This window comes from Brevundimonas sp. KH_060 (genome assembly GCF_057838275.1).
This window is the reverse complement of the sequence record NZ_CM174463.1, coordinates 1,935,127-1,946,563: the sequence shown is the minus strand read 5'-3', so window position 1 is coordinate 1,946,563 and position 11,437 is coordinate 1,935,127. Positions and strand designations below refer to the sequence as shown.

11 protein-coding genes are annotated in these 11,437 nt (G+C 64.9%); all 11 read left to right on the top strand.

The features are described from left to right. Position 1 precedes the first annotated feature (1 nt). On the top strand, positions 2 to 1,315 hold the full coding sequence (nuoF, locus tag AC3IPP_RS09595; RefSeq protein ID WP_087141642.1) for an NADH-quinone oxidoreductase subunit NuoF: 1,314 nt from the start codon (positions 2 to 4) through the stop codon (positions 1,313 to 1,315). A 5-nt stretch (positions 1,316 to 1,320) separates the two neighbouring features. Further along, positions 1,321 to 3,366, top strand: a complete 2,046-nt coding sequence (nuoG, locus tag AC3IPP_RS09590) for an NADH-quinone oxidoreductase subunit NuoG (RefSeq protein WP_489148803.1) — start codon at positions 1,321 to 1,323, stop codon at positions 3,364 to 3,366. Positions 3,367 to 3,369: 3 nt separating this feature from the next. Next, complete coding sequence (gene nuoH / locus AC3IPP_RS09585) at positions 3,370 to 4,446, top strand: NADH-quinone oxidoreductase subunit NuoH (RefSeq protein ID WP_087141640.1); 1,077 nt, start codon at positions 3,370 to 3,372, stop codon at positions 4,444 to 4,446. Beyond that, positions 4,443 to 4,673, top strand: a complete 231-nt coding sequence (locus tag AC3IPP_RS09580; RefSeq protein ID WP_143276134.1) for a hypothetical protein — start codon at positions 4,443 to 4,445, stop codon at positions 4,671 to 4,673. The genes nuoH and AC3IPP_RS09580 overlap by 4 nt, the downstream gene beginning before the upstream one ends. Then, the gene (locus AC3IPP_RS09575) at positions 4,670 to 4,885 is read left to right on the top strand and encodes a hypothetical protein (RefSeq protein ID WP_087141638.1); all 216 of its coding nucleotides are present in this window, start codon (positions 4,670 to 4,672) and stop codon (positions 4,883 to 4,885) included. The genes AC3IPP_RS09580 and AC3IPP_RS09575 overlap by 4 nt, the downstream gene beginning before the upstream one ends. Then, positions 4,885 to 5,376, top strand: a complete 492-nt coding sequence (nuoI, locus tag AC3IPP_RS09570; protein WP_040345161.1) for an NADH-quinone oxidoreductase subunit NuoI — start codon at positions 4,885 to 4,887, stop codon at positions 5,374 to 5,376. Before AC3IPP_RS09575 ends, nuoI begins: the two co-directional genes overlap by 1 nt. Before the next feature lie 114 nt (positions 5,377 to 5,490). Beyond that, the gene (locus AC3IPP_RS09565; protein WP_087141637.1) at positions 5,491 to 6,117 is read left to right on the top strand and encodes an NADH-quinone oxidoreductase subunit J; all 627 of its coding nucleotides are present in this window, start codon (positions 5,491 to 5,493) and stop codon (positions 6,115 to 6,117) included. Next, entirely contained in the window at positions 6,117 to 6,425 is a 309-nt protein-coding gene (gene nuoK / locus AC3IPP_RS09560) for an NADH-quinone oxidoreductase subunit NuoK (RefSeq protein ID WP_003164596.1), read from the top strand. The genes AC3IPP_RS09565 and nuoK overlap by 1 nt, the downstream gene beginning before the upstream one ends. A 14-nt stretch (positions 6,426 to 6,439) precedes the next feature. After that, positions 6,440 to 8,491: an NADH-quinone oxidoreductase subunit L gene (nuoL, locus tag AC3IPP_RS09555; protein WP_489151055.1), complete on the top strand. Its 2,052-nt coding sequence runs from the start codon at positions 6,440 to 6,442 to the stop codon at positions 8,489 to 8,491. A 5-nt stretch (positions 8,492 to 8,496) separates the two neighbouring features. Next, positions 8,497 to 9,984 carry an NADH-quinone oxidoreductase subunit M gene (locus AC3IPP_RS09550; protein ID WP_489148802.1) on the top strand — a complete coding sequence of 496 codons (1,488 nt, stop codon included), beginning with the start codon at positions 8,497 to 8,499 and terminating at the stop codon, positions 9,982 to 9,984. A gap of 7 nt (positions 9,985 to 9,991) precedes the next feature. Next, positions 9,992 to 11,434, top strand: coding sequence for an NADH-quinone oxidoreductase subunit NuoN (gene nuoN, locus AC3IPP_RS09545; protein WP_489148801.1), 1,443 nt, complete (start codon positions 9,992 to 9,994; stop codon positions 11,432 to 11,434). Positions 11,435 to 11,437: the final 3 nt, after the last annotated feature.

Sequence of the window (11,437 nt, the reverse complement as noted above, 5' to 3'; positions counted from 1 at the left end):
CATGGTCGGCATCCTCCAAGACAAGGATCGGATCTTCACCAACCTCTACGGCCTCCAGGACTGGGGCCTTGAGGGGGCGAAGCAGCGCGGCGCGTGGAACGCCACCAAGGACATGCTGGACCTTGGCCGCGACTGGATCATCACCAACGTCAAGAACTCGGGCCTGCGCGGGCGCGGCGGCGCCGGTTTCTCGACCGGCCTGAAGTGGTCCTTCATGCCCAAGGAAGTGAAGGATCGTCCTCACTATCTGGTCATCAACGCCGATGAGTCCGAGCCTGCGACCTGTAAAGATCGCGAGATCATGCGTCATGATCCGCAACTGCTGATCGAAGGCGCGCTGATCGCCTCCTTCGCCATGCAGGCGCACGCTTGCTACATCTACCTGCGCGGCGAATACATCCTCGAGCGCGAGCGCATGGAAGCCGCCGTCAAGCAGGCCTATGAGGCCAAGCTGATCGGCGACGACAACGTCCACGGCTGGGACTTCCACGTCTATATCCACCATGGCGCCGGGGCCTATATCTGCGGCGAAGAGACGGCCCTGCTGGAAAGCCTGGAAGGCAAGAAGGGCCAGCCGCGCCTGAAGCCGCCGTTCCCGGCGGGCGCTGGCCTCTACGGCTGCCCCACGACCGTGAACAACGTGGAATCGATCGCCGTCGTCGGCACCATCCTACGTCGCGGCGCGGACTGGTTCGCCGGCTTCGGTCGTCCGAACAACACCGGCACCAAGCTGATGTCCCTGTCGGGGCATGTGAACACGCCCTGCGTGGTCGAAGAAGTCATGTCGATCCCGCTGCGTCAGCTGATCGAAGATCACGGCGGCGGCGTTCGCGGCGGTTGGGGCAACCTGAAGGCCATCATCCCCGGCGGCGCATCCTGTCCGGTCATCACGCGCGAGCAGGCCGAAGTCGCGCTGATGGACTTCGACTCCATGCGTGAGCTTCGTTCGTCGCTGGGCACCGCCGGCGTGACCGTCATGGACGAGTCCACCGACATCGTGAAGGCGATCGCCCGCATCAGCTACTTCTTCAAGCACGAGAGCTGCGGCCAGTGCACGCCGTGCCGTGAAGGAACCGGCTGGATGTGGCGCGTGCTGGAACGCATGGCCATCGGCGACGCCGACCCGTCCGAGATCGACCTGCTGCTCGACGTGGCCGGTCAGGTCGAAGGTCACACCATCTGCGCTCTCGGCGACGCCGCCGCCTGGCCCGTGCAGGGCCTGATCCGGCACTTCCGTCACGAGATCGAAGAGCGCATCCACACCTACCGCAGCCGCCGCGCGAACTTCGCCGGCCACGCGATCGCGGCGGAGTAATCGTAATGCCTATCGCCAAGGTCAACGGCGTTGAAGTCGAGTTCGAACCGGGCATGACCGTGCTGCAGGTCGCCGAGCGCGCCGGGCAGGAAATCCCGCGCTTCTGCTACCACGAGCGCCTGTCCATCGCCGGCAACTGCCGCATGTGCCTGGTCGAGGTGAAGCCTGGACCGCCGAAGCCGCAGGCTTCGTGCGCGCTTCCGGCCGCCGACGGCCAGGAAATCTTCACTGACACGCCGATGGTGAAGAAGGCCCGCGAAGGGGTGATGGAGTTCCTGCTCATCAACCACCCGCTGGACTGCCCGATCTGCGACCAGGGCGGCGAGTGCGACCTGCAGGATCAGGCCGTGGGCTATGGCCGCGACGGTTCGCGCTACGGCGAGAACAAGCGCGCGGTCGAAGAAAAGAACATGGGCCCGACGGTCAAGACGTTCATGACGCGGTGCATCCAGTGCACGCGTTGCGTCCGCTTCATCACGGAAGTCGCCGGCGTGCCGGACATCGGCATGATCTCGCGCGGCGAGAGCGCCGAGATCACGACCTATCTGGAAAAGAACATCGACAGCGAACTGTCGGGCAACGTCAACGACTTGTGCCCGGTGGGCGCCCTGACGCACCGCCCGTGGCAGTATCACTACCGCCCGTGGGAGCTGAAGAAGACCGAGACCATCGACGTGATGGACGCGCTCGGCTCCAACATCCGCGCCGACTCGCGCGGCGCCGAGGTCATGCGCGTGCTGCCGCGCGTGAACGAGGGCATCAACGAAGAGTGGCTGTCGGACAAGAGCCGCTACGCCGTCGACGGCCTGCAGGCGCGTCGTCTGGACCGCCCGTGGGTACGCGAAAACGGTAAGCTGCGCGCGGCCTCGTGGGACGAGGCGCTGAGCGCCGTCGCCGCCAGGATCAAGGCCGCCTCGGCTGACCGCATTGGCGCCATCGCCGGCGACCTGCAGGACGCCGAGTCGATGAAGGCTCTGCTGGATCTGTTCCGTTCGCTCGGCTCGGCCAACACCGACTGCCGCCAGGACGGCGCAGCGCTGGGCGGCGAGACGCGTGAGGGCTGGCTGTTTAACTCTGGCCTGCAAGGTATTGAAAACGCTGACGTCATCCTGATCGTCGGCGCCAATCCGCGCACGGAAGCGCCGCTGCTGAACGCGCGCATCCGCAAGAGCTGGCTGAAGGGCGGCGTCGAAGTCGGCGTCATCGGCCCGCAAGCCGACCTGACCTATGACTACGCCTGGCTGGGCGCCGGTTCGAAGACCCTGGGCAAGCTGCCCAAGGCCGCGACCGACTTCCTGAGCAAGGCTGAACGTCCCGCCATCATCGTCGGCGCGGGCGCCCTAACCGGCGAGACCGGCCCGGCCGTGCTAAACGCCCTGGGCGCGCTGGCCAAGAAGGTCGGCGTCGTTAAGGACGGCTGGAACGGCTTCAACGTCCTGCACAGCGCCGCCGCGCGTGTGGGCGGCCTGGATATGGGCTTCCTGCCGGGCGAGGGCGGTCTGGATGTCGCCGGCATGCTGAAGCCGGGCGCGCTGGACGTTCTGTTCCTGCTGGGCGCCGATGAGGTGAACGCAGACGCATCGGGCGCCTTCCGCGTCTATCTGGGTTCGCACGGCGATCGCGGCGCGCACGGCGCGGACGTGATCCTGCCGGGCGCGGCCTATACCGAGAAGTCGGGCCTGTACGTCAACACCGAGGGCCGGGTGCAGATGGCCGAGCGCGTGGTCTTCCCGAAGGGCGAGGCCAAGGACGACTGGGCCATCATCCGCGCCCTGTCGGAGCGCGTCGGCCACAAGCTGCCGTTCGACACGCTTGAACAACTGCGCGCCAAGCTGATGGGCGACCATCCGACCTTCGGCCGCATCGACTATCTGGCTCCGGCCGCGACCTTCGACGTCGCCAAGCTGGGCGCCAAGGGAGACCTGGGCGACGTCGCCTTCGTCTCCGTCATCGCCGATCCCTACCTGACCAACCCGATCGCGCGCGCCAGTGAAACCATGGCCCAACTGTCCGCTGAGCGGACGGCGCCGGTCGCCCTGGCGGCGGAGTAAATCATGGACGCTGCGACTTCCTTCTGGACCACGCCTCTCGGTTGGACCCTCGCCACGGTCGGCGGGATTCTGCTGGTGGTGGTCGGTATCCTGATCTCCCTGGCCTTCCTGCTGCTGGCCGACCGCAAGATTTGGGCGGGCGTTCAGCTGCGCAAAGGTCCGAACGTGGTCGGTCCCTTCGGCCTGCTGCAATCCTTCGCCGACTTCTTCAAGTTCGTGCTGAAGGAGATCGTCATCCCCGCCGGGTCGGACAAGGTGGTCTTCATCCTGGCCCCGCTGATCAGCTTCGTGCTGGCTTTCGTGGCGTGGGCGGCGATCCCATTCGCACCGGGCTGGGTGGTCGCGGACCTGAACGTCGGCATCCTGTATATTCTGGCGATCAGCTCGCTGGGCGTTTACGGCATCATCATGGGCGGCTGGGCTTCGAACTCGAAGTATCCGTTCCTGGGCGCGCTGCGTTCGGCGGCGCAGATGGTGTCGTATGAGGTCTCGATGGGCCTCATCATCATCAACGTCATCCTGCTGGCCGGGACGATGAATCTGACCCAGATCGTGACCCAGCAGTCCGGCTGGTTCTGGAACTGGAACGCCTTCGGCGGCGGCCTCGAGACCCTGCCGACGATCATCGTCATGCTGCCGATGACCATCGTCTTCTTCATCTCGGCCCTGGCCGAGACCAACCGCCCGCCGTTCGATCTTCCCGAAGCGGAGTCGGAACTGGTGGCCGGTTATCAGGTCGAATATTCCTCGACCCCCTACCTGCTGTTCATGATCGGCGAATACGCCAACATCGTCTTCATGTGCGCCATGATCACCCTGCTGTTCTGCGGTGGGTGGAATCCGGGCTTCCCGACCGACTTCCTGAACAGCGTCCCGGCCTTCGTCGCCAACCTGTTCTACCTGCTGGTCTTCATCACCAAGGTCGTCTTCTGGTTCTTCATGATCGCCCTGGTGAAGGCCTTCGTGCCGCGCTACCGCTATGACCAGCTGATGCGTCTGGGCTGGAAGATCTTCCTGCCGGCCTCGCTGATCGCCGTGGTCTTCGTGGCGGCGTGGCGCGTCTTCGCGGTGGGGGCATGATGGGCGTCCGCGCCACATTCCTGATCGCGCTGGCGCTCGCCGCCGGCCTGTCGGCCTGCACCTTCAAGCCGATGGACCCTGCTGCGCCCGAGTCCGCGTCTGCGCGCCTCGAGCGCCTGGACCGGGAGCGGGGAGAGGAGGCGGACAAGCGCGCCTATTGCCAACGTCTGTCGCGGGACGACCCGCGCTTCGACAGGGACGGCTGCGAACGCCGGATCGGCGGATGAAGACGAAAGCCGCAGCCCTGATGTTCGCCTTGGCCGCGCCTATGCTGGCGTCGGCCTGCGCGCCCTATGAGGCCGACCCCGTGTCGGTCTATCAGTGGGAACGCAAGGTGCAGGAAATCGAACGGCGCGAGGCGGAACGCCAACGCCTTTGCCAGACCCTCGACAAGGAAAGCGCGCGCTATCAACGCGACTGCGCCGGAGTGAAATCGTAATGCTGACCCGTATCGTTCAGGCGGCCAAGGGCGCGATGCTGACCGACGTGTTCGGCGCCGTCGGCCTGTCGATGAAGTACATGATGAAGCCGAAGGCGACGGTGAACTATCCGTTCGAGCGCAACCCGCAGTCGCCGCGCTTCCGTGGCGAACACGCGCTGCGCCGCTATCCGAACGGCGAAGAGCGCTGCATCGCCTGCAAGCTGTGCGAGGCCATCTGCCCGGCGCAAGCCATCACCATCGAGGCCGAACCGCGCGCCGACGGCAGCCGCCGCACGACGCGCTACGACATCGACATGGTCAAATGCATCTACTGCGGCCTGTGCCAGGAGGCCTGCCCGGTGGACGCCATCGTCGAGGGACCGAACAGCGAATTCGCCACCGAGACCCGCGAAGAACTGCTCTATGACAAGGCGCGCCTGCTGGACAACGGCGACCGCTGGGAGCGTCTGATCGCGAAGAATCTGGAACTCGACGCTCCGTATCGCTAAACGGAGCGGCGATTCCGTCACGCTGACCCTGACCTTCGGGCCGGGGCCGATTTCTGGAAGGGTCCGGGCTTTTCGTCCGGGCCATTGGTTTTGAAGAGGGGCGTCGTCCCGCACATGTTGCAAGGCCTGGCCTTCTATCTTCTGGCGACGGTCGCCGTGGTTTCCGCCCTTCTGGTCGTGACCGCGCGCAATCCCGTGCACTCCGTTCTCTGGCTGATCCTGACCTTCTTCTCGGCAGCCGGCCTGTTCGTTCTGCTGAGCGCCGAGTTCCTGGCGATGCTGCTGGTCGTCGTCTACGTCGGCGCCGTGGCGGTGCTGTTCCTGTTCGTCGTCATGATGCTGGACGTCGACTTCGTGAAGTTGCGCGAAGGATACGCGCGCTACCTGCCGCTGGCGGGCATTGTGGCGGGCGTGCTGCTGGCCGAGATGATCATGGTGTCGATCACCGTCGTTCAGGGCGGAGCCGCCAGGGACGCGACCTCGCCGGTTCCGGCCGGGCCTGACGTCACCAACATCGAGACGATCGGCCGCGTACTCTACACGGACTACGTCTACTTCTTCCAGGCGGCGGGCGTGGTCCTGCTGATCGCCATGATCGGCGCCATCGTCCTGACCCTGCGCCACCGTCCGGGCGTGCATCGCCAGGACCTGGCTTCCCAGGCCAACCGCGAGCGCGCCAAGGCTGTCGAGATCAAGTCCGTGACCACGGGCCAGGGCGTCACCCCCGAGGAGCTTCTGTAATGGATATCTCGCTCCAGCATTATCTGGCGGTCGCCGCCATGCTGTTCACCATCGGCGTCTTCGGCATCTTCGTGAACCGCAAGAACGTCATCATCATCCTGATGTCGGTCGAGATGATCCTGCTCGCGGTGAACATCAACTTCGTGGCCTTCTCCACGCACCTGAACGACGTGTCGGGTCAGCTGATGGCCATGTTCGTCCTGACTGTCGCCGCGGCCGAGGCCGCTGTCGGCCTGGCCATTCTCGTGACCTTCTTCCGTAACCGCGGCGACATCGCGGTCGACGACGCCTCCGTGATGAAGGGCTGATCGGAACCGTGACTATCCAGACTCTCGTCACTCTCGGCGTCTTCGCCCCCTTGCTGGGGGCCATGATCGCCGGCTTCTTCGGTCGCCGGATCGGCGACGTCGCCTCGCAGGCCGTCACTACGGGCCTGCTGTTCTTCTCGTGCGCGGTCTCGTGGATCGTGTTCAGCCAGTGGACCTGGGGTGGGCTGGAAGCCTTCACCGTGCACCTGGCGCCGTTCGTCCACGTCGGCGAGTTCCAGTCGAACTGGTCGATCCGCGTCGACGCCATGTCGGCTGTCATGCTGATCGTGGTGACGTCGGTGTCCTCGCTGGTTCACCTCTATTCCTGGGGTTACATGAAGGAGGACGACAGCCGTCCTCGCTTCTTCGCCTATCTGTCGCTGTTCACCTTCATGATGCTGGCGCTGGTGACGGCCGCCGACTTCCTGCAGATGTTCTTCGGCTGGGAAGGCGTGGGCCTGGCGTCCTATCTGCTGATCGGTTTCTGGTACAAGAAGCCCTCGGCCACCGCCGCCTCGATCAAGGCCTTCGTGGTCAACCGCGTCGGCGACTTCGGCTTCCTGCTCGGCATGATGACCGTGTTCTGGATGTTCGGCACGATCGAGTTCGCCAAGCTGTTCCCGTTGATCGCGGGCAAGGCCGGGACGGGCTGGGAATTCCTGGGCCACACTTGGTCGGCGTTGGATCTGGCCGGTCTGCTGCTGTTCATCGGCGCGATGGGCAAGTCGGCGCAGTTCTTCCTGCACACCTGGCTGCCGGACGCGATGGAAGGCCCGACGCCTGTGTCGGCCCTGATCCACGCGGCCACCATGGTCACCGCCGGCGTCTATATGGTCTGCCTGCTGTCGCCCTTGTATGAGCACGCGCCGGTCGCGTCGCAGTTCATCGCCATCATCGGCGGCATCACGGCCATCTTCGCCGCGACCGTCGGCATGATGCAGAACGACATCAAGCGCGTGATCGCCTATTCGACCTGTTCGCAGCTGGGCTATATGTTCTTCGCGGCGGGCGTCGGCGCCTATCAGCCCGCCATGTTCCACCTGTTCACGCACGCCTTCTTCAAGGCTCTGCTGTTCCTGGGCGCCGGTTCGGTGATCCACGGGATGCACCATGAGCAGGATATGCGGAAGATGGGCGGCCTGTGGAAGCTGCTGCCCGTCACCTATGCGACCATGATGATCGGCACCATCGCCATCACCGGCCTGGGCATGCCCGGCGTCGGCGGCTTCGCCGGCTTCTACTCCAAGGACTCCATCCTCGAGAGCGCCTATGCGGCGGCGGCGACCGGCCACTCGGCCGCGGGCATGTTCGCCTTCGTCATCGGCATCTCGGCGGCCCTGCTGACGGCCTACTATTCGTGGCGCCTGATCTTCATGACCTTCCACAACAAGCCGGTGTGGAAGGAAGAGGAGGGCGCCCACCATGCGGACGCCCACGCTCATGACGATCATCATGCCCACGACGATCATGCGCATGACGACCATCACCATGGTCCGCTGAAGCCGCACGAAAGCCCGCTGGTCATGGTCGTACCGCTTCTGGTGCTGTCGATCGGCGCGGTGTTCGCGGGCATGATCTTCGCCCCGCACTTCATCGGCCATCATGAGGCTGAGTTCTGGCGCGGCGCCATCTTCGTCGGAGCTGAGAACCACGTCCTGCACGAAAGCCACAACGTCCCGACCTGGGTGAAGTGGGCGCCGCTGATCGTGACGCTGCTGGGCACGGCCATCGCTTACTGGCTGTATGTCGTGAAGGAAGGCGCGGCCAAGGAGATGGCCGACCGCAAGGGCCCGCTGTGGACCTTCCTCTACAACAAGTGGTTCTTCGATGAGCTGTATGACGCCACCTTCGTGAAGGGGACCAAGGCGCTCGGCGACTTCTTCTGGAAGATCGGCGACGTGAAGATCATCGACGGTCTGGGCCCGAACGGCGCGGCCTGGGCTTCGCTGAAGTCGGGCGGCTGGTTGTCCCGGTTCCAGTCCGGTTTCGTCTACTTCTATGCATTCGTGATGCTGATCGGCGTGGCTGCGTTCCTTGCCTTCGCCATCTTCACGTGGGGAGCCTGAGCCTCGTGCCTCACATTCTGAGCATCGTCACCTTCCTGCCGCTTCTCGGCGCGGCCGCGATCCTGATCGCGCGCCTGCTGAACAAGGGCGGTCAGGACGCCGCGGCCCCGGCCGCTCGCTGGATCGCGCTGATCACCACCATGGTGGTGCTGGCCGTGTCCGTCCTGCTGGTCGCGCAGTTCGATCCGTCGAACCCGGCCTATCAGTTCGTCGAGAACTACGCCTGGTTCGCGGGCGCCAGCTATCACCTGGGCGTGGACGGGATCTCCATCCTGTTCGTCCTGCTGACGGCCTTCCTGCTGCCGATCTGCATCGTGGCCAGCTGGAAGTCGATCGAGACGCGCGTCGTCGAATACATGATCGCCTTCCTGATCCTGGAGACCATGGTCATCGGGGTGTTCACCTCGCTGGACCTGTTCCTCTTCTACATCTTCTTCGAAGGCACCCTGGTGCCGATGTATCTGATCATCGGCATCTGGGGCGGCGCCAACCGCATCTACGCGGCGTACAAGTTCTTCCTGTACACCCTGCTGGGCTCGGTCCTGATGCTGCTGGCCATGCTGTGGATGGCCCATACGACCGGCACCACCAGCATTCCGGAACTGAAGCAGTACGCCTTCGACCCGGCGGTGCAGCCGCTGCTGTGGTTGGCCTTCTTCGCCTCCTTCGCGGTGAAGATGCCGATGTGGCCGGTGCACACCTGGCTGCCTGACGCCCACGTTCAGGCGCCGACGGCGGGTTCGGTCATCCTGGCCGGCATCCTGCTGAAGCTGGGCGGCTACGGCTTCATCCTGTTCAACATTCCGATGTTCCCGCAGGCGTCGCAGATGTTCACGCCTCTGGTGCTGACGCTGTCGGTGATCGCCATCGTCTACACCTCGCTGGTCGCCTTCCGTCAGACGGACATCAAAAAGCTGATCGCCTATTCGTCGGTCGCCCACATGGGCTTCGTGACCATGGGCATCTTCGCGGGCAACGACACCGGCATTCAGGGCGCTGTCTTCCAGATGCTGAGCCACGGCCTGATCTCGGGCGCGCTCTTCCTCTGTGTCGGCGTGGTTTATGACCGGATGCATACGCGTGAGATCGCCTTCTACGGCGGCCTGACGGCGCGGATGCCCTGGTATGCGGCCATCTTCCTGATGTTCACCATGGCCAACGTCGGCCTGCCGGGTACCTCGGGCTTCATCGGCGAAGTGCTGACGATGACGGGCGCCTATCAGGTCTCGACCTGGGCGGCCCTGATCGCGGCCTCGGGCGTGATCTTCTCGGCGGTCTATGCGCTGACGCTGTTCCGCAACGTCATGTACGGCCCGATCACCAATCCGGCGCTGGAAAACATCACCGACATCGACAAGCGCGAGCTGCTGATCTTCGTGCCCCTGATCGTCGGCACCATCTGGCTGGGCCTCTATCCCAACGCCGTTCTCGACTACACCGGGCCGACTGTTGAAGCCCTGACCAGCGCCTATCGCGCCGCGATCGGCGGGTGAGACCATAATGCCTGATCTGTCCTCCGCTCTCCAACTCGCCGCCCCGGAGCTGACCCTTGCGGTCGGCGGGCTGGTGCTGCTCATGCTCGGCGCCTTTACCGGCGAGAAGTCGACGCGCCTGGTTTCCGGCCTGTCGGTGCTGTTGCTGCTGGCGGCGACGGCTCTGGCCGTCGTCGGCCCGCTGGGTTCCGCCTTCAACGGGGCCTATGTGGCCGATCCGCTGGCCGTTTACGGCAAGGCGGTGATCTTCCTGTCCGCCGCCTTGGCCGTGGTGCTGGGTGACGGCTGGATGCATCGCAACAACATCGCCAAGTTCGAGTATCCGATCCTGATCGTGCTGGCCTCGGTCGGCATGGGTATGATGGCGTCGTCGGGCGACCTGATCTCGCTCTACATCGGCATCGAGATGCACTCGCTGGCCCTCTACGTCCTGGCCGCCTATCGCCGCGACGATCTGAAGGCCTCGGAAGCCGGTCTGAAGTATTTCGTCCTGGGCGCCCTGTCGTCGGGTCTGCTGCTCTACGGCGCCAGCCTGATCTACGGTTTCGCTGGTTCGATGCGGTTCGAGGACATCGCCGCCTTCGCCACCGCCAACCCCGGTCCGGGCCTGATCTTCGGCCTGGTCTTCCTGATCTGCGGTCTGGCGTTCAAGGTTTCGGCCGCGCCGTTCCACATGTGGACGCCGGACGTCTATGAAGGCGCACCGACGCCGGTCGTGGCCCTGTTCTCGACCGCGCCCAAGGTGGCGGCCATGGTGCTGATCATCCGCGTGCTGGTCGAAGGCTTCGGCCTGGCTCATGCGCAGTGGGCGCAGGTGCTGATCCTGATCTCGCTGATCAGCTTCGCCGTCGGCGCCTTCGGCGGCCTGATGCAGAAGGACATCCAGCGCCTGCTGGCCTATTCGTCCATCATCAACATCGGCTACGCCCTGCTGGGCGTGGCGGCAGGCACGCAGGTCGGCGTTCAGGCGACCCTGATGTTCATGACCCTGTATGTCGTGGACCAGATCGGCTTCTTCGCGATTCTGCTGTCGCTGAGCCGCAATGGCCGTCCGATCCGCAAGATCGCCGACCTGGCCGGTCTGAAGAAGGACCGCCCGGTGACGGCCGTCGCCCTGACGATCCTGTCGCTGTCGGCTGTCGGCATTCCGCCGATGTCGGGCTTCTGGGGCAAGTTCTACGTCTTCGGCGCCGCCGCTGACGCCGGTTACTGGATGGCGGGCGCTGCGGGCCTGGTGGCCTCGGTCGTCGCGGCCTTCTACTACCTGCGCATCATCAAGGTGATCTGGTTCGACACGCCGGAGTTCGACGTGACGACGGACAAGGCGCCGGCCGGTTCGCAGTGGATCGGCTGGGCGGCTGCGGCCTTCAGCTTCCCCGTGCTGCTGATCGCCCTGACCTGGCTGGAGCCGCTGACGCGCGCGGCGGCCGGGGGCGTCGGGATCGGATAAGGG

What these genes read in the sequence shown, in the direction of transcription:
- nuoF (WP_087141642.1), top strand. Translation starts at nt 2, where the DNA reads ATGGTCGGCATCCTCCAAGACAAGGATCGGATCTTCACCAACCTCTAC.
- nuoG (WP_489148803.1), top strand. Translation starts at nt 1,321, where the DNA reads ATGCCTATCGCCAAGGTCAACGGCGTTGAAGTCGAGTTCGAACCGGGC.
- nuoH (WP_087141640.1), top strand. Translation starts at nt 3,370, where the DNA reads ATGGACGCTGCGACTTCCTTCTGGACCACGCCTCTCGGTTGGACCCTC.
- AC3IPP_RS09580 (WP_143276134.1), top strand. Translation starts at nt 4,443, where the DNA reads ATGATGGGCGTCCGCGCCACATTCCTGATCGCGCTGGCGCTCGCCGCC.
- AC3IPP_RS09575 (WP_087141638.1), top strand. Translation starts at nt 4,670, where the DNA reads ATGAAGACGAAAGCCGCAGCCCTGATGTTCGCCTTGGCCGCGCCTATG.
- nuoI (WP_040345161.1), top strand. Translation starts at nt 4,885, where the DNA reads ATGCTGACCCGTATCGTTCAGGCGGCCAAGGGCGCGATGCTGACCGAC.
- AC3IPP_RS09565 (WP_087141637.1), top strand. Translation starts at nt 5,491, where the DNA reads ATGTTGCAAGGCCTGGCCTTCTATCTTCTGGCGACGGTCGCCGTGGTT.
- nuoK (WP_003164596.1), top strand. Translation starts at nt 6,117, where the DNA reads ATGGATATCTCGCTCCAGCATTATCTGGCGGTCGCCGCCATGCTGTTC.
- nuoN (WP_489148801.1), top strand. Translation starts at nt 9,992, where the DNA reads ATGCCTGATCTGTCCTCCGCTCTCCAACTCGCCGCCCCGGAGCTGACC.